This is a genomic window from Microcoleus sp. FACHB-68, assembly GCF_014695715.1.
In the GTDB taxonomy this organism is placed as follows: domain Bacteria; phylum Cyanobacteriota; class Cyanobacteriia; order Cyanobacteriales; family Oscillatoriaceae; genus FACHB-68.
Genome location: NZ_JACJOT010000004.1, coordinates 1 through 25,869, shown reverse-complemented (window position 1 = coordinate 25,869; position 25,869 = coordinate 1). Strand labels below are relative to the sequence as shown.

Here is a 25,869-nt window from a genome sequence, read left to right as displayed (position 1 = left end):
TACAGTTAGCAGGGAGTCTAGGCTGTCTCTCGATTTTCCTTAAGTAAATGCTGTGGGGGAAGTCACGGCAATTGCCTCAAGCAGAGAAATTCTAACCTCTTGTAGGGAATATCATCTGTTATGAGCGCCTTTACGATGAAGACTCCCCAATTTCTGAAAAACTTATTTGTCTAGCAATACTTCCCCACAGGCACTATTCTAGTGGTCTGGTTTACTAAATGGCAGTGGGGCAAAGAAGGTGCCGGTGATGGCACAAGCGGTTGGTTATGCCTTGGCGGGTGTGTTTGTTTGCCGGCTTCGCCATCTTGCTTTACAGAGGCGTTGGGTGGGTTTTCCTGCGATACTATGCCGGCATCTGGGTGGAGGTGTGCGGTGAGTTGGCGTCATCTCCCTTGGCAATGCCGGTTTTGTTGGGGTTGGGGGTGGATGAGTTGAGTGTGAGTGTGCCGGTGATCTCTACTGTGAAGGTATCGATTTCACATTTAACGATGGGGAAGCGCAAGTGATTGCCGGTGAGGTGTTGCGGTTGAATTCTGCGCCGGCAGTTAGAGATTAGGTTGCCGATCAGTTGGGATAAAGTGTCGGGAAGCGTTTGGCTTTCTTTAGGTATTCGTTCTCTTGAATATGCTTTCTAAATCACCTTATTATCCGGGTTGAATTTGAGTTTCTTTGAATCAAAGCTTGATGAAAAAAATGAGAATTTGTTGGGCGAAGTGCAACGGAGGGTTCGTTCCCTCAACCTAACCTACGAAATCGAATCAATTGACTTTTGATAGCTTTGATGTGTTTCAAAAAGCTTGGTTGATACAGTGTATTTACTCTTTCTCAAGCTCTGCTAGTGCTTGCGGAGTTTCGCCTTTGACTTCCATCATGGCACGGATTAACCCCTCATCCTCAATGGCTTCGAGAAGAGGCTGATATCCGAATATGACCTTCAAGCTTCACAATCAATTCTTTAGCAAATGGATAGTTGACTAAGATAATTACCCCTTTTGTCTTATTTTTCGTCTATTTTATTAACAAAAAAAGCCCGCACCAGCGGGCTTGGTTGCTATAACCCCAGAGATCAAAATCTGGGCTTAGATTTATGGTTATCGCGTAGCCGCCGGCATCCCCAAAATATCCTCAATTCGGGGCATATCTTCCAGCGCAATCACGCGCCCTTCATCCTCAAATCCAGCAATTTGATCGAAATTCAAATAGCGATACAAATCGCCGGCAAAAGGATGAATCTTTTTCGCCACAATATCCATGTATTCCTGTACAGTGGGAACCCGCCCTAACAGGGAACAAACTGCTGCTAATTCAGCCGAACCGAGATAAACTCGCGCATCTTTGCCCATGCGATTGTTGAAGTTGCGAGTCGAAGTGGAAAACACTGTTGTCGCATCCGCAACCCGCGCCTGATTCCCCATACATAAACTGCATCCCGGCATCTCAGTTCGCGCGCCGGCAGCCCCAAATGTGCCGTAAACGCCTTCTTCTTTCAACTGATACTCATCCATGCGAGTTGGTGGGCAAATCCACAAGCGTGTTTTTACCGCTCCCTCCCCTTCCAAAACTTTTGCACTTGCCCGATAATGACCGATATTAGTCATGCAAGAACCGATAAACACTTCCTGCACCGGATCATTCGCCACCTCAGACAGTAATTTCACATTATCTGGGTCATTGGGAGCGGCAACAATGGGTTCTGTGATTTCATTCAAATCAATCTCAATAATGGCTGCATATTCCGCATCCGGATCGGCTTCCATCAAGACTGGATTTGCTAACCATTCCTCCATTTTTGCTACGCGGCGCATAATCGTGCGAGCATCTTGATAACCCCGCGCCGCCATATTTTTCAACAGCGCCACATTAGATCGCAAATACTCAGAAACCGTTTCCACACTCAACTTAATCGTGGAACCGGCACAGGAACGCTCAGCCGTGGCATCTGTCAATTCAAACGCTTGCTCAACCTTCAAATCTGGCAAGCCTTCAATCTCCATAATCCGCCCAGAAAAGATATTTTTCTTATTCTGTTTATCGGCAGTCAGCAAGCCTTTTTGAATCGCCACATAAGGAATTGCATTCACAATATCCCGCAAGGTAATACCGGGTTGCAATTCACCTTTGAAGCGCACTAAAACCGATTCCGGCATATCCAAAGGCATTAAACCTAAAGCCGCCGCAAATGCCACCAAACCTGAACCGGCAGGGAAGGAAATTCCCAGCGGAAAACGCGTGTGAGAATCACCGCCGGTGCCCACAGTATCCGGCAATAACATCCGGTTTAACCAAGAGTGAATAATGCCATCACCGGGACGCAAAGCAACACCGGCACGCTGGGCAAAAAAGTCTGGCAAGTCCTTGTGAGTCTTCACATCCACCGGCTTGGGATAAGCCGCCGTGTGACAGAAACTTTGCATCACCAAATCAGCAGAAAACCCTAAACAGGCAAGTTCTTTCAACTCATCCCGCGTCATCGGCCCTGTGGTATCTTGGGAACCAACGGTTGTCATCATTGGCTCACAAGAAGTGCCGGGACGCACGCCTTTTAAACCGCAGGCTTTGCCCACCATTTTTTGCGCGAGGGTGTAACCTTTGCCGGTATCGAGTGGGGGGCGAGGACGAACAAAAATTGGGCTAGGATCTAAACCGAGAGAAATTCGCGTTTTATCAGTAAGTGCTCGCCCAATTAACAGGGGAATTCGACCACCGGCACGCACTTCATCTAAAATTGTGTCAGGCTTGAGGGTAAATGTTGAAATCACTTCCCCCGCTTCATTGGTGATTTCACCTTTGTAAGGATGAATTGTAATCACCATGCCGGTTTCCATCTTCGTGACATCGCACTCGATGGGCAAGGCACCCGAATCTTCTGCTGTGTTGAAGAAGATGGGGGCGATCGCACTGCCTAAAATATATCCCCCAGCCCGTTTATTGGGCACGTAGGGAATATCATTGCCAATGTGCCACAGCACTGAATTGATGGCAGATTTGCGGGAGGAACCTGTGCCCACAACATCCCCGACATACGCCACGGGATGCCCTTTCTGCTTCAATTGAGCAATGGTTTGCACCGCTCCTGGCATCCGCGATTCCAGCATCACTGTCGCGTGTAAGGGAATATCTGGGCGTGTGGTAGCGTGGGGTGCCGGTGAAAGATCGTCGGTATTCGTTTCTCCCGGCACCTTAAACACGGTGAGAGTGATGGCTTCTGGCAGTTTTGGACGCCCGATGAACCAATCTGCTGTTGCCCAAGAGTCGATGACTTGCTTGGCATAGGGATTGATATCAGACAAAGTTAAAACGTCGTGAAACGCATCAAATACCAACAACGTCTTGCTTAGCGCTGCAGCGGCGGAGGCAGCGATTGCCGGCTCACTTGACTCTAGCAAGCTCACCAACGATTGCACGTTATATCCACCCATCATGGTGCCGAGAAGTTTCACTGCACCTTGGGGCACAATCAGGGGGCATTCAATCTCTCCTTTCGCAACTGCTGTTAAAAAGCCGGCTTTGACATAAGCGGCTTGATCAACACCGGGCGGGACGCGATCTTGCAATAACTCCAGAAGCGTCTCTTCTTCCCCTGCCGGCGGGTTTTTCAACAACTCGCACAACTCAGAGGTTTGTGGGGCATCCAACGGCAGTGGCGGAATTCCCAAAGCCGCCCGCTCAGCAACGTGTTTCCGATAAGATTCCAGCATTTTGGCACTCTCCAAAGATGGCATCAGCACAAGGATTGCAGTGATAGTCGGTGCGTATTGTAATACGCCCCTGTTGTTGAGGTTACTGCCACCTCAAAGCTCGTTACAGTTGGCAGTGAACGAAATTATCAATTCTCGTAAAGTTTTTGACTGTCTTTTTCTCTCCTGTTCTTACGGTTAATTAATATAGAAAAATTTATAATATAAGGATTGATCAGCAAGCTTTCCAGCTTATTAGGCAATTTATATAAATTAAGTAATCAAACAGAATTAATCAAAACCAACCCTCTCTGGCCCTACTGTCTTCCCACTGTCAGATTACCGATATCGGTTGTTCTTTTTCTTCCTCTGTTCCCCTAGTCCCTAGCTTTTTTCCCTATTTTGCGGAATCGTTGCATTCTTTTCACCTTCAAAACTTTCTTTCTAGATAAATCTACAAGGGCAAGACCGAGACTTTTTAAGCTGTTTTCCGGGATGTTGAATTCAATCTCACGAACTGATCGGCTTAGTTAGCTGTTACCACCATGATATCATTCCCTAGGTTATTCCATCTATAGATGAGTATATAGATTTTAAATAATACATAAAAATTTAATTAATGTTTAAGATTAATTAAATATCTTTTCAGATTCATACTCACGGTGTCAAAGTTGTCAGCAAAATGTTAATAGATAGCGTTTATCATAGATAAGCATTTTGTTCAGCCCCAAAGACCCGTTTGAAATCAAGCCCAACAGTTGGTTCCCGCAATCGAGGCAGGTAGAACAAGTCAACCCAAAACTGGCAAAACTGATGAGCGACAGCCATGAAGGGGGTATTTCGCCAGCTATAGCGCAGGCATCGTTGCCGCCCGCCCAGGAAACTCGGCGGGAATATTACGGCAAACAATCGGATCTACCGACTGAATTTCGGGCATTTGTCGAGTTGATACCGATGCCGGTGGCGATCAGCCGTCTTAGCACCGGCACCATTTTGGATAGTAATGAACTTTTCTGCCAAATTATAGGAATTTCGTCTCAGCAATTAATTGGACGCTGCAAAACAGACTTTTATTACGATCACAGTGATCGTCAAATTCTGCTAGAGGCACTGAAGCGAGACGGATCGGTTCAGAATTACGAAGTGCGCTTCAAAAAAGCAGACGGCACCCCCTTTTGGGCTACGGTGTCATTGCAGTCGATAACCTTCAACGACGAACCGGCGATTCTGAGTACCTTGTGCGACATTACCGAATACAAGCGTTCGCAAGCATTGCAGCGTGAAACTGAAGAACGCTATCACCGGCTTTGCGAACTTTCTTCCGATGCGATCATTATCCAGGTTCAAGGCAAATTGGTGAATATCAATGCTGCCGCGATGAAATTAATGGGGGCGACGGAACCCCAACAACTCATTGGAAAACCGATTTTAGATTTTATTCATCCAAACTCACAAGACAATTTTAAATCTTCACTTTTGCAGTTTCCGTTGCCGGCTTCAACTCAAAAGATAAAATGCCAAATTCAAAAAATATCAGATAGACAAATTATTGATGTTGAAGTGGTGGGTGTGGCCGTCACTTATCACAACCAACCGGCAACCCAGCTTATTCTCACAGACACCACAGAACAATGCCAGATTCAACAGGCACTCGCTCAAGCAAATGAGCAACTCCAAACAATTCTAGAAACTGTGCCGGGAATTGTTTCTTCCATTAGCTCAGATTTGCGCTATTTGGGAGTTAACCGGCATTTAGCTAAACTTTACAGCTTGACCCCAGAAGCTTTTGTTGGTCGAGACATTGGGTTTCTCGGCTCCAGCCCAGAGTTTAATGAATTTGTGCGCCAGTTTTTTGCAAGTTCTGCAACAGAATCTCTCCAAGAACTGCCGGCAGAAATTCATGGGCAATTGCGAAATTATTTGATTGTGACTCAAAAATACAATCAGGGAAAAGCCGCATTTTTAGTCGGAATTGATATCACAAACCGCAAACAAGCGCAGTCAGCACTGCAACAAAGCGAAGCGCGGTTAAAGTTTGCCCTGAAAGCAGCCCGCATGGGGGTTTGGGATTGGGATATACCAACCGACACTATCAGATGGTCCGATGAAGTTGCAGCGATTTTTGGAATTCAGGATAGTTCATTTGCCGGCACATATAAAGACTACTTGCAATTTATTCATCCTGAAGATTTTGATCGGGTGAGGAATGCCGTCGCTCAAACCCTACATGAGGGGGCAGACTATGCCATTGAGCATCGCATTATTAGGTCAGATGGGACTATCCGCTGGGTGGGTTGTAAGGGTGAAGTTTGGCGAGACGATGCCGGTGAAGCGATCCGCCAGATCGGGACAGTCATTGACATTACCGAACGCGCCTCCACAGAAGCCGCTTTAAAAGAATCGGAAGCCAACTTAAAAGCAGTTTTTAACAGTAGCTTACAGTCGATCATCCTGATTGACCGCAATTATAAAATTTTGGCCTTTAACAAAACCGCGAATGAAGGAGCCAAAGCGATTTGGCGGCGAGAAATTCAAGCCGGTGATTCCATTCATGACTACGTTTCCCCTGAAGATTTAGACGATTTTAATCACCATTTTCAAGAAGCGATGCAGGGACGCTCGGTACAGGTAGAGCGTAATGTCAAAGGAATGACAGACACCGATAATTGGTTTGAAGCCAATTATAATCCTGTGTTTAATGACCAAGGTGAAGTTAACAGCGTTTGTTTTAGTGCGGTTAATATTAATGATCGGAAACAAGCGTTAGAGGCTCTCGCGAAAAGCGAAGAAGGTTTTCGTTCGCTGGTTCAAAACTCTTCGGATTTAATTACCATTCTAGAAGCTGACGGAACCATCCGTTATGAAAGTCCTTCACTTGAAAGAATTTTAGGTTATCAACCTGAACAATTAATCGGTCAAAAAGCCTTTGATTACATTCATCCCGAAGATAAGCTAACCGTTCAAAATTTATTTGCTGCAGCCATTCAACAAGTTGGTATCGTTGTAAAAATTGAGTTTCGCTTCCGCCATGCAGACGGTTCTTGGGTGTATTTAGAAGCGATTGGCAGTAACCGGCAGGACAACTGCGCGATTGACGGTTTTGTTGTCAACTCTCGCGACATCACACAGCGCAAGCAACAGGAAGAACGGCTGTGCCTGCTAGAGCGTGCCATACATAGCAGCAGCAACGGCATTGTCATCACCGATGCCCAGCAACCAGATAACCCAGCCGTATATGTCAATGCTAGTTTTGAAACTATGACGGGTTATACGGCAGCAGAAGTGATCGGGCACAACTTGCGGTTTTTGCAAAGTGATGACATCACTCAGCCGGCCTTAAATAAATTGCGAACTGCAATTCAGGAGGGAAAAGATTGTAGGGTCATTTTACGAAACTATCTCAAAAATGGCAATCAGATGTGGTTGGAACTGCACGTTGCCCCCGTCTATAACACTCAAGGTCAGCTAACTCATTTTATCGGTATACAAACCGACATCACCGAGCGTAAAATGGCTGAGGAACAATTAATTTATAATGCGTTCCACGATGCGCTGACAGGGCTGCCCAACCGAGCATTGTTGATGGATCGGCTAGGGCAAGCAATGGCGCGAGCCAAACGATCTCCCGATTATTTGTGTGCCGTCCTTTTCCTCGATCTTGATCGGTTTAAAGTCATTAATGATAGCCTGGGGCATACCGTTGGAGATCGGTTGCTCAGAGCAATTGCTAGCAGACTGGAAAGCTGTCTCAGTGACTTTAATTCCTCGATTTTTAATTCAGTATTCACTCCAACTTTAAACTCTGAAATTCAAAATTCTCAAAATTCTCTCATAGCACGTTTAGCGGGAGATCATTTCGTCATCTTGTTAGAAGGTATCCAGCAAGTCGGCGATGCGATTGCTTTGGCTGAGCAAATTCATAAGGAGATGCTCGCTCCTTTCAGCCTCAACCGGCATGAAGTCTTTATCACAACCAGCATTGGCATCGCTCTTAGTTCCAGTGATTATGGCTGGCAGGGCGATGTGCTGCGCGATGCCGACATAGCGATGTACCACGCTAAGGCGCGAGGCAAAGCACGCTATGCAGTGTTTGATAAAGCCATGCACGATCGGGCTGTGGCATTGCTGCATTTAGAAAATGACCTGCGGCGGGCTTTAGATCGCCAGGAGTTTGTGCTTTACTACCAGCCAATTATCTGCTTAAGCACCGGCAGGATTGCCGGCTTTGAGGCGCTGGTGCGCTGGCTACACCCAACTCGCGGCATGGTTCCCCCAAGCGAGTTTATCCCAGTGGCAGAAGAAACAGGTCTTATCCTCCCCTTGGGTGCCTGGGTGCTGCGGGAAGCTTGCCGGCAGATGGCTTGCTGGATCGAGCAATTTTCTCAGAAAGCCGGTGAACGTGGAACCGCAAATGGGGGGGAAATAAATAATCTCAATCCCTTACCCCTAACTATTAGCGTGAATCTCTCTGGAAAACAGTTTTTGCAACCCAATTTGGTAGAACAAATTGACCAAATTTTAACAGAAACAAATTTAAATGCTGACTGTTTAAAGCTAGAAATTACTGAAAGTGCGATTGTCGATAATACTGAGTCTGCAACCGACACCTTGTTGCAACTTAGAAGCAGGAATATTCAATTATGCCTTGATGATTTTGGCACCGGCTATTCATCCTTGAGCTATTTGCATCACTTTCCCATCAATACCTTAAAAATTGACCGATCCTTTGTCAGTCGAATCGGCCTTGAGGGTGAGCATACAGAGATTGTCCGGGCAATTGTGATGCTGGCTCATAGTATGGGAATGGATGTCATCGCTGAAGGGGCAGAAACTCTAGAACATATGTTACAAATTAGAGCTTTGGGCTGCGAATACAGTCAGGGATTCTTTATTTCCAAACCGCTGACTTCTGAAGCAGCCGAGGCGTTGCTGATCGCCGAGTTGCAATGGTGATATTGATGCGTAGAGGCGAAGCATTGGGAGAGAAATTGATCATTGCCCCTCGCCTTTCGCTTTAACCGGCAATTCCACAATAAACTCTGCACCCTCACCAGATGAACTAATGCAGCGCAGCCGGCCCCCATGACCTTTGACAATCACTTGATAGCACATCGACAACCCCAAACCCGTACCTTGTCCCACGGGCTTTGTGGTGAAGAATGGGTCAAAAATTTTCTCTTGAATACCGGCAGAAATGCCGGCACCGTTATCACGAATAGAAATTGCCACCCAGTCGGGTGTACTTTGCCAAGTGCGAATTGTTAATTCACCCAACTGATCCGTTGCTTCAATCGCATCTAACGCGTTGTTGAGTAGGTTAAAAAATACTTGATTAATCTGGCCGGCGCAACATTCCACCTGCGGCAGATTCCCATATTTTTTATGAATAGTCACACGCTCTTTGAGCCGGTGTTGCAGCATTGCCAAACTGCTTTCCATTCCCTCATTTAAATTCACCACTTTAGATTCGGCTTCATCTAAGCGAGAAAAATTCCGCAACGTCAACACAATTCCGCGAATTCGCTCACTTCCTTGCTGCATAGACTTGAGCAGTTGGGGAAAGTCTTGTTGAATGTAATCTAACTCTAATTCCGTATTCAGCCGGTCAACCATTGCTGAGGAATCAGGACACACATCTGCAACAACATTAATTGCCTGACTCAACACACCTGCATACTCTTGAGCATGATGTAGATTGGCAAGAATAACATTGTTGGCATTGTTCATTTCGTGGGCAATGCCGGCCACCATTTGCCCCAAACTGGATAACTTAACACTTTGAATGAGCTGCATCTGAGCTGCTCGCAATTCTTCTAATGCCGCTTGCAATTGTTGAGCTTGAGCTTGAGATTTGGCAGCCGTGTCTTGAACTTGCGCGTAGAGTTCAGCTTGCTGAATTGAAATTGCCATTTGATCAGCCAGATCGGACAGCAACTCTATTTCTGAGGGTTGCCAGTTCCGGGGAGTGCTGCATTCATGGGCGATCAACAGCCCCCACAAACGATTGGGGATGGGAGGTTTTTCTGAGTTGTTCAAGTCTTGTGCCGGCTCGGAATTTGCAGATTTCTCGCAAGTCTGCCCACTGCGACCCATAACAATCGGCACAATTAAATTCGCTTTAACTTGCAAGCTTTCTAAATATTTAACATGACACGGATTTAAACCGGCTTTGTGAATATCCGGAATGCTTCGCACACGCCCTTGCTGATACAGATGCGCGTACTCTTCGGAAAAGCAATTATCCGCTACCATGTCCCTAAAAATCGACGGCCAAGGGACAATTAAATCCTCAACTACAATCTCCCCGTGCCAGTTTTCTTTGAACTGGTAAATGACCACCCGATCTGAGTTGAGGATCTGACGCACGCCTCGCACCGCTGTTTGCAAAATCGTGTTTAAATCCAGGGTGCTGCGAATTTGATTTGTGACTAAGCGCAACAAAGATTCTCGCTCAGCTTGACGCCGGCTTTCACTGTAAAGCTGCGCTTGGTTAATCGCAATCGCCAGTTGACTTGCAACGCCTTCTAAAAGTTGCTCTTCCCACTCTGTCCACGCACGTTCGCGATCGCACTGCTGCAAACCAATCGCCCCATTGACTCGTCCTTGACAGCGAGTTGCAATCGCCAACATCGACCGAATGCCCAAGGTTCTCACCAGTCCTCGCGCCCGCTTACCCAACCCCGGAAACTCCTGAAAGTTTTTCACAGCCAGCGGCCCTGGTTGTGACAGTAAAATCTTTAGGTGAGGATTATCTGCAATGGGCACCTTTAGCCCCAATTGCACGGGATAGCCACCTTGGTTATACTCCCCTCGTGTGATAAACGTTTCTGCCTCTTCTAACTCATTAACCAGAATGCTCACGCGACTGCACTTGAGGGCTTGACCCAGTAGCCGGCACGCAGAGGTGAGGATTTCTTCAAGATCCAGGGTACTGCGGACAGAGTTGTTAATTTCGTTGAGTAAAGCAGACATCTGAACTTGCTGTTTTAGGTGCAAGGTTTGAATGTCTTGATCTTCAGTATTTTCTGTCAGTGAAGGTGAGTCTTGGGATACTGACTTGTTTCCCTCTGGTAGATATGAAGCTGAAAGAGGCCAGGGACATGAAGGTGCGTATCTTTTGAAAGACATAGGACTTTCCACGAGGAAGTTGGCAATTTGAACCCGTGAAGTAGCTGCGACTTTATTTAAAACCTGAATCTTAAATCTTTATTAAAATTATATAATATTGTTTATATTTTTGATAAAGAAACTTAATTTTAAAAAGTCGGGAACCCGATAAAATACTGAGCGTCAAATAATCACAAACAATTAAGATAGCGGTTCGTACTTGCATTCATCCGGAAAGTAAAGGGCATAATGCTTAGATGCCTTACGTTGCTCCCCAAAAGATGTCTAGTCCAGAATTTAAAATCGCTATGTAAAATTGCATATAATATCAATCTAAATTATCAAAATGCTAACGTCAAATGTTTCCCCTCCTCATGGGGTTGCCCCCCCAAGCGGGGAGATTCGGGTGTATAACAAAATATTCCTTGCATGAATCAAGCAAAGCGAGATAGCAAAAGCTGGTTGGCATTGGCGATCGGCAATTCTCGGCTGCACTGGGCGCGGTTCACCGGCAGCACCCTTGAGGGATTTTGGGATACACCCCACCTGCCGGCATCTGTAGTCAAGCAGTTGATAGAACGCAATTTTGAGGCGAATGTCTGGTTGCAACAAATGCCCAATTTTGTAGAGACAAAGATATTCCCATCAGACACAAAACCCCCGCCACTTTGGATCGCTTCTGTTGTTCCAGATCAGCTCAAACTTTGGCAAATTTATCCCAAGGCGCAGATCATTACTCTGGATAATTTACCTTTATTGGGTGTGTATGCCACCTTGGGAATTGACCGTGCTTTGGCTTTGTGGGGTGCCGGCAACCAGTTAAATTGGCCGGTTTTAGTGATTGATGCCGGCACAGCTTTAACCTTTACCGGCGCAGATCAACGTCGGCAGCTTGTCGGTGGTGCAATCTTGCCGGGTTTAGGCTTACAGTTGCAGTCTCTTTCACAAAAAACCGCTGCGTTGCCGCTTGTCAATACCTCCTCTGAAGCATCTCTTCCCTCACGCTGGGCGTTGAATACCCAAGATGCCATTCAAAGCGGAATTATTTACAGTCTTTTAGCCGGCATCTGCAATTTTATTGAGGATTGGTGCCGGCAATTCCCAGACAGTTCTGTTGCCCTCACCGGCGGCGATAGTCAGGTTTTATTTACCTATCTTCAAGTTTTTTCTCATGAAATTGCAGCTAAAATAATAGTTGATCCTCACCTAATCTTTTGGGGAATTCGTGAGCGAGTTTTGGCGGGAAATCAATCACGTTAAAATTAAGCCAAGATTAGGGGCTAAAGAGGAAAAAGATAAACAGCGTTTGTTTCCCACTTAAATCGGTAATTTAGATGCTTAGTGGCTAATTTAGAGTATGATTTGGGCGATGTTAGATTGGTTGGGATAGCAGAAAAATATCCCAAGTGTTGGTTAAGCTAAGGTAGTAAGGCCGTTTAAATAGTCTTGTAATTGTTGGGTGTGATCGTGGGCAAGTTTACCTTCTGGCAAGTCTGCCGGCGAAAATGCCTGAACCTCTCCAATTTCTAGACTATCCTCAATTTGCATATTTCCTTGCACGTCTGCTTCTATCAAAACGCAGATCGAATGAATTCTCGGATCGCGATCTGGTGCAGAATAAACGCCAACTAACCGGCGAATTTTTACTAATTCCAGTCCGGTTTCTTCTGCGAGTTCACGTTTAGCAGCGGTGGGAATATCTTCTCCCCAATTCACAATGCCTCCCGGCAAACCCCACTCACCTGTATCTTGCCGGCGAACTAATACTATCTTGCCATCAGGTAATATGGGGATGATGGTAGTGCCGGTGATCGGATGACGGAAAATAATCCCCAGCACGGTTTGCACGAACTGCCATAAACGACGCATAAGTTAGGAAGCTTTCGCTCTACAAGAAGACATTTTTCAGGACGTTTGGCTAGGGTGGGTTGTGCCACACCGGCATCTTTGAAGGTTTTCTCAGGATAGCTCAAATACAATGGGGCATGGGACTCAAAATTCAAAACTGTCCCAAGTCAGCGAGGATTTGGGCGGCGTGGGATTCCGGTTTCACTTTGCGGTAGATTTTTTCAATCCTACCATCTGCACCGATCACAAACGTTGTGCGGTGAACGCCCATAAATTCTTTCCCCATAAATTTTTTAAGTCCATAGCTTTCATAAGCTGTGGCAACTTTGGCATCGAGATCGCACAGAAGGGGAAAAGGCAGTTGAAATTTCTGAGCAAATTTTGTGTGGGATTTGGCATCATCTGTGCTAATACCCAATACCACGACATCTTGAGCCTGATAATTGGAGTGGGCATCTCTAAAGCCGCAAGCTTCTTTCGTGCAGCCTGGAGTGTTATCGCGGGGGTAGAAGTACAGTACAACTCGCTTTCCCCGCAGATCTGCTAAACGAACTGCGTTGCCACCGGCGTCGGGTAAGCTAAAGTCGGGAGCGACATCACCAGGTTGAAGCGTCATCTGTAAATTTTGTCAAGGACTATAAGATTAAATTTTGATTCGGCAAATTGAGAAAAGAGAAACGAATCTCTGAAGGCTCCGTCACCAAACTGTTATCATATACCTTGCAGATGCGAGTTTGGTAACGTCAGTCGTTGAGCGATCCGGTTGGACAAAAGTTCAACGTTGAGCGGTTGAGAAGTTCACAGAAAGCTTTAGCTGTCAGCCGGCTAAAGTAGTTGAACCTCTCTTACGAGAAAGGAGAACACTCCTAAGTTGGAAAGACCGATTTCTGAGCCAGAAATAGATAACTCTCCACTCAGAACGCTCGTCAAACGCCTGAGTAAGGCACACAGAAAACTCGCACAGCAAAAGTTTAGAAAAGTTCCTGTTTTTTATTTATTGAGGTAAACATGGCAAAACGCCGCAATCCAAAGAAAGAAAAAGCACTGCGTAATCGAGAATATGCACGGCAGTTTCGGAAACAAACAACGACGGGTCGCTTTTCTAGAAGAGAGCGCTCACCCATGAATGCGACGGATCAAGAAGAGTCCACGGGTGGTGAAGAGTAAAGGGTGAAGCATGATGCGCTCATGCTTGTAAAAGCCTAAAGTAGGTTTTTTGTTAGTCCGATTTCTCTTATATTTTGAAATAAAAAAAGCTGCCGTATTTATCGGCAGCTTTTTTTACGAGTTGTCAGAAATAGGTTTACACCAGAGAGAAATCTTGCTGAGTGAGCAAGGTGGAATCAACATTACTCAACGTAGCGAGCAGTTCATTTCCAACATTAATTAACGCCCCATTACTACCTTGGGTGATAGTTAATTGCGCGAAGGTGAGCGTGCTATCTAAAACGAGTAAATCTTGCCCGTCTGTGAAATCAGAGATGGTATCGCCACCGGCACCCAACTTGAGCATAAAGCGGTCAATACCGGCACCGCCTGTCAGGCTATCGCTACCCATGTCGCCACACAGGAGATTGCTACCACTGCCACCGATGAGCGTATCATCATCCTTGCCACCGTAGAGTGAATCATCACCCTCACCGGCATTAAGAGCATCTTTGCCGGCATTGCCATACAGTAGATCGTTGCCGGCACCGCCACTGATAGAATCATCACCGACATCACCCATCAGCAGATCCGCACCTTCATCGCCGGCAAGATTGTCATTATCCTTGCCACCATAAATCGAATCATTGCCGGCACCGCCATCAAGCGAATCCTGGCCCACATTACCGAACAGCAAGTCATTGCCATTACCGCCGCAGAGGGTGTCTTGTTCGGTACCACCGATCACGGTATCGTCCCCATCGTCGGCGCAGAGACTATCATCACCGGCATCACCAGAGAGCAGATCGTTGCCGGCATCACCATGCAACAGATCGTTGTCTTTGCCGCCATACATGATGTCATTACCCTCGCCACCAGAAATGCTGTCCATGCCGGCATTGCCGAACAACATATCATCGCCGATTTGTCCGTAGATTAAATCTTGTTCGCTGCTGCCACAAACCGTGTCGTTCCCCAGATCGCCGCTGAGAGTATCGTCTCCCATGTTGCCGTCGAGCCAGTCGTGATCTTTGCCGGCTAAGGCGAGATCGTTGCCTTGGCCACCGTGGATGCTATCGTTGCCGGTATTGCCGGTCATCATGTCACTGCCGGCATTGCCGAAGAGCAGATCGGCATCGCCGGTGCTCAGTTCGGTGCCATTACCGCCAACGATGATATCGTCGCCTTCCATTCCCATTGCCATGTCATTGCCGGCGTTACCTTGAATGCCGTCTGCCGCTTCAGAACCCATGAGGGCGTCATCTGCTTCGGTGCCGGTCATGGTCATGGCAAGGCTCATATTAGCCGGTGTTAGGGCCGGCATTTCTGGGCAAGTGCAATCTTCTGTAGCGGTGCTGGTTGGGGAATTGTCAGTGGCTGTGCTGGTGCTGGTATTTGGAGAGTTAGAGAACGCCGGTTGAGTTGGTTGAGTTGGCTCAGTTGGTTCAGTCGGTTCAGTCGGTTCAGTTGGGTTATCCTCGACAACGGGGCGAATCGTGGGGTCATTCACCTGCACCTTCGCCATCCGAGAGAGGATTGCTTCCTTGGTGTTATTAGCGAGGAAATCTTCAATTGAGACAGTTCCCGCCGCCAATTCCGGCAGTCCCACCGCAATTTGACCGACGGATACCGCCTGCAGTTTGGTAATTTCCAGGGCAATATCTTTGATGGGGCGACCGCTCAGGACAAGTTCCTTGACCATTTGATTGCCCAAAGCCATGACTTGAGCGGCAGCAGTAGCGGTAGCTGCTAGTGCTGTCGGGTTGATGGTAGCGTCAGACTGTGCTGCCTTGGTAATGGCTTCTTGGAGAATCGCTTGGATAGTTTCTGCTTTATCCAAATCTACAGTCGTGCCGGCCTTGGTTTGGTTGGCGAGCGCAGCAATCCCACTAAATGCCAGCTGTGCAACTTCTGTTGCCGAAACCCCATCGATGAATTTTGCCATCTGGACGATGGTGTTTTGCACCATAATCATCGAGCCAAACACCGATACGCCCTTCGCGTCCCCATTGGCGATCGCTTCTAAGGGGTCGTAGCTGCCCAAATCAACATCAGCCGGCAGTCCTAATGCTGCTTTGACTTGAGTTTGAGCCGTTGCTGGGTCAGTACCTTGCTTCACTAACTCGGCGATCATCGTCGTTAACGGGGTGACAACCGTTGACTCCAAAGTTGAAGTGAGTGGGGTCGCCATTGCTAAGCCGGTTGCTGCATCCACCCCGGAGAGTATATCCATCCCTCCCATCAGGACAAATTGGCCTTCAGTGTAGTCAAGTTCACCATTTTGGTTCGTATCAAACTTCTCGACCTCCACGTTCAGGTCGAAGTCACCATCAGCCTGGGTTATTGTAAAGGATTCTCCCTCATCCAACATCCCGTTTAAGTTGGCATCGAAGAACACCTTGCCGCTAGAAATGTAACCGTCGATGACACGGCTGCTGTAGTATTTCCTGACTTGAGCGCCTGTAAGGCTTGTGGTTGTGGAGGTGTTATTATAGGCAAGCTGATAGTCAAAGGCATCAACTCCCCTCACGATTTTGACATCACCATTGGGACCCTCAATTCGGTATCCCGTCGATGTGTTGGTAATCTTATAGTCTTCCTTCGTGCCGGCCAAGCGTAAGGTATCGTGACCAGAACCCCCATCAATGGTATCGTTACCAATCCCAGGATCGAGGTAGTCGTTGCCATCGCCGCCCAGGAGAGTATCATTCCCCTCTTCACCAATAACTGTGTCGTCCTCAGCACCCCCATCTAGAACATCGTTTCCACGACCCCCAAACAGATAATCCTTATCATTACCGCCGTTCAGGGTATCTTGACCGTCAGAGCCGTGGAGTTCATCTTTGCCATCTTCACCATTGAGCAAATCGTCGCCTGCGTCACCATAGAGACGATCTTCGTCTAGCCCGCCATAGAGAGAGTCATTACCATTCCCACCAGAAAGAACGTCATAACCGTTGTCACCCCGGAGGTCATCATTATCGTCATCGCCATAGAGATAGTCCTGATCGATTCCCCCATAGAGAGAATCGTTACCAGGTCCACCATGTAGCCGGTCAGAACCCGAACCGCCGTAAAGTTTATCGTACTGCTCTTCACCGTAAAGCAGATCGGTGTTATCTCCCCCATGAAGCTCGTCATTGCCGGTATTACCATGAAGCTCGTCATCTCCGCTTTCACCATCGAGATAGTCTGAGTCATCCATCCCGTATAGCAGGTCACCATCAGGCCCACCCCAAATTTTGTCGTCACCTCGTTGACCTACGATCTTGTCATTGCCTCGCTGACCGTACATCGAGTTGCCACGAGCGTCTCCATAAATTTCGTTGTTGCGATCATTACCACTGTGGGGGTTTGAATTATTCAACAAGTCTTGCCAAGAGACGCTAGGTTCATAGACAGTATTTTTAATCGCTTCTTCAGCCTTCTTAAAGAAATCGAGGACATCCTGTGAGAACCGATCCTCAACATTCAAGAAACCAGAAGCATTTTGTAAAGGCTGATACTCAAAATTCTCAACTTCGCTGACAATTTTGACATCACCATTGGCACCAACAATTTCCCATCCGGTCGATGTCTTGGTAAACTGATAGTCTTCCGTCCTCCCGACCAAGCGTAAGGTATCGTTGTTACCTTCTCCTCCATCAATAGTATCGTTACCACTTCCAGGATCGAGGTAGTCATCGCCGTCTTCACCACCAAGAGAGTCATTACCAGATTGACCGAAGAGAGTATTATTTTGAGCGCTCCCAATCAATGTGTCGTTCTGAGCCGAACCAATGATATTTTCAATCGCAGTTAACTGATCTTTATTGCTAGAGAAAGTAGCGTGACCAGAGGCTAAATCCGCGTTAACACCATAACTAGAGAATTGATAGTCGGCAGTATCAGTTCCGCCACCGCCATCAAGGGTATTATTGCCATTCCCACCAGAGAGAGTATCGTTATTTCCTTCACCGTAGAGCGAGTCGTTTCCTTCCTCTCCTTTCAGAAGGTCATCGTTCTCACCACCGTAGAACTTATCGTCGCCATCTCCCCCATAGAGGGTATCGTTATCTCGTTCGCCGTAGAGCAAGTCGTTCCCCGATCCACCATCAAGGAGATCCTTACCCGTTCCACCATAGAGCGTGTCGTTTCCTTCCTCTCCTTTAAGAAAATCATCGTCTTCATTACCGGAGAGCTGATCATTGCCATCTTGACTGTAGAGCGTATCTTTACCGTTACCACCGTTTAGCTCGTCGTTGCCGGTACCCCCATTGAGGAAGTCATTACCTCCTTCACCATTGAGTTTGTCATTCTCAGATCCCCCATCTAGAACGTCGTCATCATCACCACCATTGAGATTATCCTCGCCAATATTCCCAAAGAGATAATCTTTACCATTCTCACCGTAGAGGGTGTCGTTATTCCACGTCCAATTAGTTCCGAAAGGTAGCGCGATTTTTGTCCTGAACGGATCGTCCTCGCCATAGAGAATGTCATCCCCATCTCCGCCTCGAAGTAAATCGTGACCGTCCCCACCGTAGAGAACATCTTTGTCTTTACCGCCCTTCAAGGTATCTTCACCGTGAGAGCCGCTGAGTTGATCTGTCCCATCTTCACCTTCGAGCAAATCATTGCCGGCGTCACCGTAGAGACGATCCTGGTCTGGGCCGCCATATAGAATGTCGTTGCCATGCCCACCAGAAAGAAAGTCATAACCGTTCTGACCACGCAGGTCATCGTCATCGTCATCGCCATAAAGATAGTCTTGATCGATTCCTCCATAGAGAGCATCTTTCCCAGATCCACCGTGGAGGCCGTCATTGCCCGAATCTCCGGAAAGTAGATCGTCTCCCCATTCACCATAAAGCAGATCGGTGTTATCACCCCCATAGAGCGAATCTTTTCCATTTTCACCATGGATCTCGTCATCTCCAGATTCGCCCTCAACCCAATCATTCCCAAACCCTGCCCATACTTGGTCACCATTAGGCCCTCCATAAATGTAGTCGCTTCCCGCCTGACCGAAAAGCTTGTCATGGCCACCATGACCGTGGAGAACGTTATTCCACTTATCTCCAGAAATTTCGTTGTTGCCATTGTTACCACTGTGGGGATTCCCGTCTACCCAATCCAAAACCTCATAGGCAATACCTGCAATATAGCCTCCTACCGCCTTTAAGGTATCAACTATACCTGATGTAAGCTCATTGAATTCTTTAACCATCCCCTTAATGGCATCATTTACAAAACCTATGACCGTATCGAGAGCCTTGTCGGCTGCTTCTTCAAACACATCTTCGATACTTGTCAGATCAGCTAGGTTTAGTTCATAGTTCAGCCCGCCTAGTACCCCACCATTAATGTTTACCTTTACTTTGGAATCACTCGGCTCACTACCTAAAGTAATCGAAAGACTGGCACCTACATTACCAACCACGGGAAGGTCGTAGCCCATTTTACCTGTAATGTTGAGCTGGTTATTCTGGAGGCTAATGTTGGTCTCAGATAGATTTTGACCAAACAGTTTAACCCTGCCTTTTGCCGATCCAGTTTTGTTTTTGAAATTCACATTTAAGTGATCTAGCTCAACTGCCAGAATAGAATCCAAACCCAACTTGAGGTCTTTAATAGAGATGTTCGTTCCATCAACTATTGCATTAACTCCAGCTACAGTTTGACCGAACAGTTCTAAGTTAGCGCTGGCGGCCATAGACACATTGCTTGAAGATGCATCTAAACTCCAACCCAATGTTTCAGCGTTTTTGTCTATATCGTTGGAATGTCCTTTGAGCTTTAAAAATCCTAAATCTATCGCAGGCAGCGTCAAAGATCCCTTGGCATTTGGCTCAAGATTAAAAGGATTAGCTTCCAGAACTAAAGTCGCTGTTTGCCCCCAAGCCTCGACTTGAGCATTAATGGCAAATCCCGGTTGTATGGTTGTTCCACCAATCGTGATTGACTCAGGCACAAACTTGATTAGTGGAGCTTTTGCGCCCAAACTATCGACGGATATGATGTTTACATCAATGATATTTGCCAAGAAGTCCATTGCCTTTTTAACTGGCTGAAGTTGTTGGATATATTCAGCCCCTGGCAAACCTTGCCCCCCTGGCAGAGCTTGCATCTGACTCATAGCCCAAACCTCGAATAAATTAACTCGTTCATTCGCGGTTAAGACGAGAGTCTTGGGAACTCCTTTTGCAACGTCAATGGCTAACCCTGTTAATGTAATATTAAGATTTCCCTGATAGTTAAAATCCCCGGATATTAGAACTTCGCCAATAGACGGATCTGTGAATTTTTTCTTGAACTCTATAGACCCATTTTTCAATTCTGAACCAGGAAATAAGCCAAAGGGGTTGTTCCATACCGGGGCTGGCTCTTGGGGATTAACAGCTTCTACCTTAAACCCACCTGTGAAAGACTCTTTCTCAAAAGTGAAGATTCCAGAAAGCTTTAATGGCGGTTCGTTGTCATTGAGCAAGTCGTAGTTCTTTAGGAGAAGTTTAGGTGTAATGCTTAGAGTCTTCTCTAACTTTTCGTTCCATCCGTAAAAGAGGTCTCCACCTGCAAAATTGATTTGGAAGCCAGCTATATCGACTATATTTTGATTTCTGTCTAACGTAGCTGTTACAAACGGTCCTCCTCCTTTGGTAGCTGTATTAAGCCCTGCTGTTAAGGTGAGCTTGCTAATACCTAGAGTATCTTTGATTAAGCTGAAAACTGGAGATTGGTTGGCAACCTCGATGGGGATTGAAAAATTATAAATCGGAGCCGATCGTAGATCGGTGATAGTCAAGGTGGGTACAGGTATATCTATAGAGAATCCAAATAACTTATCTAGGGTCACCAAGTCCTCTATCTGACTATCAGCGTGACTACTATACCCTTTCAGTGCCTTCAAAGCAGACCCTAACGGGGTGTTAAACGTATTGGTAGGGTTGGGGATTAGTTCAATTTTAGTTCCGTCAAAGGTTCCAGTGGCTGTTAATGTATTGGCGGGATCCTTTTCAAGACTGTCCCAAGCAGCAAAAGTAGACAGTAAGGGTGCCTTGACGTTGTCGAGTAAAGGAGTACTCTGATAAACCTTTTTGAGGTAAGTATCCAGTTGCGAGGCAGAATAAAAACTGGGAATAATTTTAATGTTCTTACTACCACCCAGCGAAGAACTTCCACTAATAGCAGGTAACGTTAGCAACGCATTATTGTTGGCACGATCTTTAATTGTGCCTCCTGCTAAAGATAAAGCGCTGGTACCCGCATAATCTAAATCTACCGAGCCTTGACCCGCCCCCACGTTATAGTTAAAGCTGAGGCTATTTGTACCGGAACCAGAGACATAGATAGCCTTGCCCCCAGAATTTAATGTCAGTTCAGGTTTTCCAGTGACGTTCACCGCTTCCAAGAACTCAAGCTTAATAGGGATAACAGCACCAGCTTTGTACTCGCCATCAGCGCTACTAGAAGTCACAGAAGTGACGAGAGGAGCGATGTTATCGAAAGTGCGGGTTAGCGCTGTAGCAGCAGTATTGTTGTTACCGGCAGCATCAGTCGCACGAGAGGCAGGAATATTGACTGTTACCGCACCGCTTGCGGTGGGGGTGACAGTGAAGTTGTAGTTACTGCCGGTGCCAGTAAAGTTGCTAACTGTACCATTGGTAATACTCAGATCGCTGGCGACAAAGCCAGTCACATTTTCACTGAAAGTCGCGCTGACGTTGAAAGGTGCTCTGACAGCTGCTGCTGCACTGGAAGCGAGGGTGACACTGGGAACGGCAGTATCGAGGGCAATATTTTTATTCGCTCCCAAAGAACCCACGCCACCGGCAGCCGGTAAGGTTAGGGTTGCATTGTTACCCGTTGCATCTTTGATGGTGCCACCGGCTAATGATAATGTCGTGGCGTTTAAGTCAGCCGCATTCTGGCCGGCTCCAACCGTATGGTTAAATGTGAGTGTATTTGTTCCGCTTCCCGCCGCATAATTGGCAATCCCACCACTACTCAAAGTCAGAGTTGGAGTACCGCCAACATTGACAACTTCACTGAATGTAACCGTAAGCGGAATGACGGTTCCTGCTCGATAGGTTCCATTCGCTAGGGTTGAAGTGACGTTCGTGACACGCGCCCCGGTTTTATCAAGGGTATAACTGGGTCCAGAGAAGTTGCCGTTGCCAACTCCTGTGCCTCCCAAAGCCACGTTTAAGTTATTTTTGATGCTGTCGTTATCGGTGAGATTTAACTGAACGGTGCCATCACCCGTGCCGGTGTTGACAGCGACGTTGTAGCTGTTCCCTGAACCTGTGACGCTGCTAACTGTAGCGCCGGTGAGACTGTCGGTTGTTGTTACGCTAAAGTCGCTGGCATCAACGCCGGTAACGCTTTCGCTGAAGTTGACAGTGTAGTTAACAGTCGCGGCGTTATTGGGGTTGCTATTGGTTCGCGTAATGCCGGTGACAGTGGGAGGGGTGTTGTTGTAATTAACGTTGTTATCCGTGCTACTGGAGGCGAGACTGGTGTTACCGGCAGCATCACCGGCAGCATCGGCTTTCACAGAGGCAGTCACAGTACCCGCACCGCTCATACCAGCAACAGCAACGTTATAAGTTGTCCCACTGCCGGTGACAGTGGCAGTCGTGGGGTTGGCTGTGCCTCCTAGGAGGATATCGGTTGCATCAAAGCCAGTCACAGTTTCCGAGAAAACCACGCCATAGTTAACCGTTGTGCCGGCTGTAGGATCGGCTTGACCGGCTGCTTGGTTGATAGTAACGGTGGGAGCCACACTGTCAAAGATCCGGCTCAGTTGGGGCGCGGCGGTGTTATTATTACCGGCAACATCGGTAGCGGCAGCACCGGGAACGGCGACGGTGACTGCACCTTGCGCCGTGGGAGTGACGGTAAAGCTGTAGGTACGAGCATCAATGGCAGTGAAGTTGCTCAGACTGCCATTGCTGAGGGTGACATCAGTGCCGGTGAAGCCGGTGACATTTTCACTAAAGGTGGCAGTAACGTTGAATGCGCCTTTCACGGTTGCCGGTGCGGTGGAAGTCAGGGTGGCGGTGGGAACAGTGGTATCCGTACTCCAACTGCTAGAGGTATTAGCACTTAAAGCATTGCCGGCAGCATCGGTAATGCCTGAACCACTGGCATTTAAGGTGAGGGTATAGTTTCCTTCTGTGCCGGTTAAGCCGGCTAAGTTACCAATTGTATAACTTGTACCGCTTCCACTGAGGGTGGCTCCTGCAAGAGAAACAGCAGCGCCATTACGGGTCAGGGTAAGATCAGCCAGATCCAATCCTGTGACGGCTTCACTAAAGGTAATGGGAACTGAACTGATGCTGCTATTGCTTGGGTTGGGAGTAATGGCTCCGAGGGTGGCGGTGGGAACCACACTGTCAAAGGTGCGGCTCAGTTGAGGAGCGGCGGTGTTATTATTCCCAGCAACATCGGTAGCGGCAGCACCGGGAACGGCGACGGTGACTGCACCTTGCGCCGTGGGAGTGACGGTAAAGCTGTAGGTACGAGCATCAATGGCAGTGAAGTTGCTCAGACTGCCATTGCTGAGGGTGACATCAGTGCCGGTGAAGCCGGTGACATTTTCACTAAAGGTGGCAGTAACGTTGAATGCGCCTTTCACGGTTGCCGGTGCGGTGGAAGTCAGGGTGGCGGTGGGAACAGTGGTATCCGTACTCCAACTGCTAGAGGTATTAGCACTTAAAGCATTGCCGGCAGCATCGGTAATGCCTGAACCACTGGCATTTAAGGTGAGGGTATAGTTTCCTTCTGTGCCGGTTAAGCCGGCTAAGTTACCAATTGTATAACTTGTACCGCTTCCACTGAGGGTGGCTCCTGCAAGAGAAACAGCAGCGCCATTACGGGTCAGGGTAAGATCAGCCAGATCCAATCCTGTGACGGCTTCACTAAAGGTAATGGGAACTGAACTGATGCTGCTATTGCTTGGGTTGGGAGTAATGGCTCCGAGGGTGGCGGTGGGAACCACACTGTCAAAGGTGCGGCTCAGTTGAGGAGCGGCGGTGTTATTATTCCCAGCAACATCGGTAGCGGCAGCACCGGGAACGGCGACGGTGACTGCACCTTGCGCCGTGGGAGTGACTGTGAAACTGTAGGTACGAGCATCAATGGCAGTGAAGTTGCTCAGACTGCCATTGCTGAGGGTGACATCGGTGCCGGTGAAGCCGGTGACGTTTTCGCTGAAGCTGGCGGTGACGTTGAATGCCCCTGTCACGGTTGCCGGTGCTGTGGAAGTGAGGGTGGCGGTGGGAACCGTGGTATCGTAAGTGCGAAGCAATTGAACCGACGCCGTATTCGGGTTAGTTGCAGAATCTTGAGCGACCCCTGACGGCACATTTACCGTAACTGAACCTTCAGCAGTTGGCGTAACATCAAAGGTGTAAGTTGTACCATTGACTGCTGTGAAGTTACTCACAGATCCGTTACCAACCACCAAATCTGTGGCATCAAAGCCGGTAACATCGGTATTAAAGGTGGCGGTTACACTAAAGGCAGTATTGGTATTAGCCGGCGCTGTCGAATTAAGGCTGACAATGGGTCCAGTGCTGTCAAAGGTTCGGCTGAGTTGAGCGGCGGCTGTGTTATTGTTGCCGGCACTATCGTTGGCAACAGCAGCAGCAACATCAACCGTTACTGTTCGGTCTGCGGTAGGAGTGACATCTGCGGTAGGAGTGACATCAAAGGTGTAAGTACGAGCATCAACGGCGACAAAGTTACTGACACTGCCATTGCCGACATTAATATCACCGGCAATAAAGTTGCTGACATCTTCACTAAAGGTTGCTGTGACAGTAAAGGGCGCATTGACAGTGGTGCCGGCAGCAGATGTCAGTGTGACTGCTGGACTTGTTGCATCGTAGGTACGACTGAGTTGGGTGGCTGCCGTATTATTGTTACCCACGGCATCTTGAGCAGCATTTGCCACCACATCAATGGTTACGATGCCGTCAGCAGTTGGAGCGACATCAAAAGTGTAGGTTTGTCCATCAACGGCAGTAAAGTTAGCAACACTGCCATTGGCAACATTCAGATCACTCGCATCAAAGCCAGTGACATTTTCACTAAAGGCAGCAGTGACAGTAAAAGCAGCATTGGTATTGGCAGAGGCAGCCGTGTTGAGGGTGAGAGCCGGTGTTGTGTTGTCGTAGGTACGAGTTAATGAGGTGGCGACAGTGTTACTATTGCCGGCAGTATCGGTAGCCGTTGCCGCCGCTACATCAACCGTTACCGTTCCGTCTGCGCTAGGAGTGACATCAAAGGTGTAAGTACGAGCATCAACTGCGACAAAGTTACTGACACTGCCATTTGCAACATTAATATCACCGACAATGAAGTTGCTGACATCTTCACTAAAGGTTGCTGTGACAGTAAAGGGCGCATTGACAGTGGTGCCGGCAGCAGATGTCAGTGTGACTGCTGGACTTGTTGCATCGTAGGTACGACTGAGTTGGGTGGCTGCCGTATTATTGTTACCCACGGCATCTTGAGCAGCATTTGCCACCACATCAATGGTTACGATGCCGTCAGCAGTTGGAGCGACATCAAAAGTGTAGGTTTGTCCATCAACGGCTATAAAGTTGCTGACACTGCCGTTGCCAACTGTGATATCAGTGGCATTAAAACCCGTTACGTTTTCGCTAAAAGTAGCTGTAACAGTAAAGGGGTTGTTGGTTGTCCCAGAGGCAGTCGTGTTGAGTGTGACTGCCGGGGTTGTGTTATCAAAAGTCCGGCTCAGTTGGGTAGCAGCCGTATTATTATTGCCGGCACTATCGGTGGCAACAGCTCCGGCAATGTCAACGTTTACGCTTCCATCTGCGGTAGGCGTGACATCAAAGGTGTAAGTGCGAGCATCAACTGCGACAAAGTTACTGACACTGCCATTTGCAACATTAATATCACCGGCAATAAAGTTGCTGACATCTTCACTGAAGGTAGCCGTGACAGTAAAAGGAGCATTGACAGTGGTGCCGGCAGCAGAAGTCAAGCTGACACTGGGCGCTAAACTATCAAAAGTCCGAGTTAAAGCAGTCGCGGCGGTGTTATTGTTGCCGGCAGCATCGATGGCAACAGCACCCGG

At 47.7% G+C, this 25,869-nt stretch carries 10 protein-coding genes; 4 read left to right on the top strand and 6 right to left on the bottom strand.

Translation table 11 applies throughout. The features are described from left to right. The first annotated feature begins 266 nt into the window (after positions 1-266). The gene (locus H6F73_RS03930) at positions 267-506 is read left to right on the top strand and encodes a putative PEP-binding protein (RefSeq protein WP_190757517.1); all 240 of its coding nucleotides are present in this window, start codon (positions 267-269) and stop codon (positions 504-506) included. 309 nt (positions 507-815) lie between these two features. Here H6F73_RS03930 and H6F73_RS03925 read toward each other — a convergent pair whose 3' ends face one another. Both H6F73_RS03925 and acnB read right to left on the bottom strand, forming a co-directional pair. After that, positions 816-938: a hypothetical protein gene (locus H6F73_RS03925; RefSeq protein ID WP_242072331.1), complete on the bottom strand. Its 123-nt coding sequence runs from the start codon at positions 936-938 to the stop codon at positions 816-818. Positions 939-1,091: 153 nt separating this feature from the next. Further along, positions 1,092-3,698, bottom strand: coding sequence for a bifunctional aconitate hydratase 2/2-methylisocitrate dehydratase (gene acnB, locus H6F73_RS03920; RefSeq protein ID WP_190757516.1), 2,607 nt, complete (start codon positions 3,696-3,698; stop codon positions 1,092-1,094). Between the two features lie 696 nt (positions 3,699-4,394). Here acnB and H6F73_RS03915 point away from each other — a divergent pair. Then, positions 4,395-8,630, top strand: a complete 4,236-nt coding sequence (locus H6F73_RS03915; protein ID WP_190757515.1) for a PAS domain S-box protein — start codon at positions 4,395-4,397, stop codon at positions 8,628-8,630. A gap of 39 nt (positions 8,631-8,669) precedes the next feature. On the opposite strand, the gene H6F73_RS03910 is transcribed toward H6F73_RS03915, so the two are convergent. Next, a complete protein-coding gene (locus H6F73_RS03910; protein ID WP_190757514.1) occupies positions 8,670-10,805 on the bottom strand; it encodes a GAF domain-containing protein in 2,136 nt (711 codons plus the stop codon). A gap of 408 nt (positions 10,806-11,213) precedes the next feature. Between H6F73_RS03910 and H6F73_RS03905 the strand changes: the two genes are divergently transcribed. Further along, positions 11,214-12,044, top strand: a complete 831-nt coding sequence (locus H6F73_RS03905) for a pantothenate kinase (RefSeq protein ID WP_190757513.1) — start codon at positions 11,214-11,216, stop codon at positions 12,042-12,044. A gap of 153 nt (positions 12,045-12,197) precedes the next feature. On the opposite strand, the gene H6F73_RS03900 is transcribed toward H6F73_RS03905, so the two are convergent. Then, positions 12,198-12,653, bottom strand: a complete 456-nt coding sequence (locus H6F73_RS03900) for an NUDIX hydrolase (RefSeq protein WP_190757512.1) — start codon at positions 12,651-12,653, stop codon at positions 12,198-12,200. Between the two features lie 130 nt (positions 12,654-12,783). Further along, on the bottom strand, positions 12,784-13,248 hold the full coding sequence (gene bcp, locus H6F73_RS03895) for a thioredoxin-dependent thiol peroxidase (RefSeq protein WP_190757511.1): 465 nt from the start codon (positions 13,246-13,248) through the stop codon (positions 12,784-12,786). Positions 13,249-13,640: 392 nt separating this feature from the next. On the opposite strand from bcp, the gene H6F73_RS03890 reads away from it, so the two are divergent. Then, positions 13,641-13,799 (top strand): hypothetical protein, encoded by a 159-nt coding sequence (locus tag H6F73_RS03890; RefSeq protein WP_190665782.1) that lies wholly within the window; start codon positions 13,641-13,643, stop codon positions 13,797-13,799. Between the two features lie 136 nt (positions 13,800-13,935). On the opposite strand, the gene H6F73_RS03885 is transcribed toward H6F73_RS03890, so the two are convergent. Beyond that, positions 13,936-25,854 carry an Ig-like domain-containing protein gene (locus H6F73_RS03885; protein WP_347239472.1) on the bottom strand — a complete coding sequence of 3,973 codons (11,919 nt, stop codon included), beginning with the start codon at positions 25,852-25,854 and terminating at the stop codon, positions 13,936-13,938. Positions 25,855-25,869 lie beyond the last annotated feature (15 nt).

Bases quoted from the DNA above. Each gene is read 5' to 3' on its own strand.
- H6F73_RS03930 (WP_190757517.1), top strand. From the start codon at position 267: ATGCCTTGGCGGGTGTGTTTGTTTGCCGGCTTCGCCATCTTGCTTTAC.
- acnB (WP_190757516.1), bottom strand. From the start codon at position 3,698: ATGCTGGAATCTTATCGGAAACACGTTGCTGAGCGGGCGGCTTTGGGA.
- H6F73_RS03910 (WP_190757514.1), bottom strand. From the start codon at position 10,805: ATGTCTTTCAAAAGATACGCACCTTCATGTCCCTGGCCTCTTTCAGCT.
- H6F73_RS03905 (WP_190757513.1), top strand. From the start codon at position 11,214: ATGAATCAAGCAAAGCGAGATAGCAAAAGCTGGTTGGCATTGGCGATC.
- H6F73_RS03900 (WP_190757512.1), bottom strand. From the start codon at position 12,653: ATGCGTCGTTTATGGCAGTTCGTGCAAACCGTGCTGGGGATTATTTTC.
- bcp (WP_190757511.1), bottom strand. From the start codon at position 13,248: ATGACGCTTCAACCTGGTGATGTCGCTCCCGACTTTAGCTTACCCGAC.
- H6F73_RS03890 (WP_190665782.1), top strand. From the start codon at position 13,641: ATGGCAAAACGCCGCAATCCAAAGAAAGAAAAAGCACTGCGTAATCGA.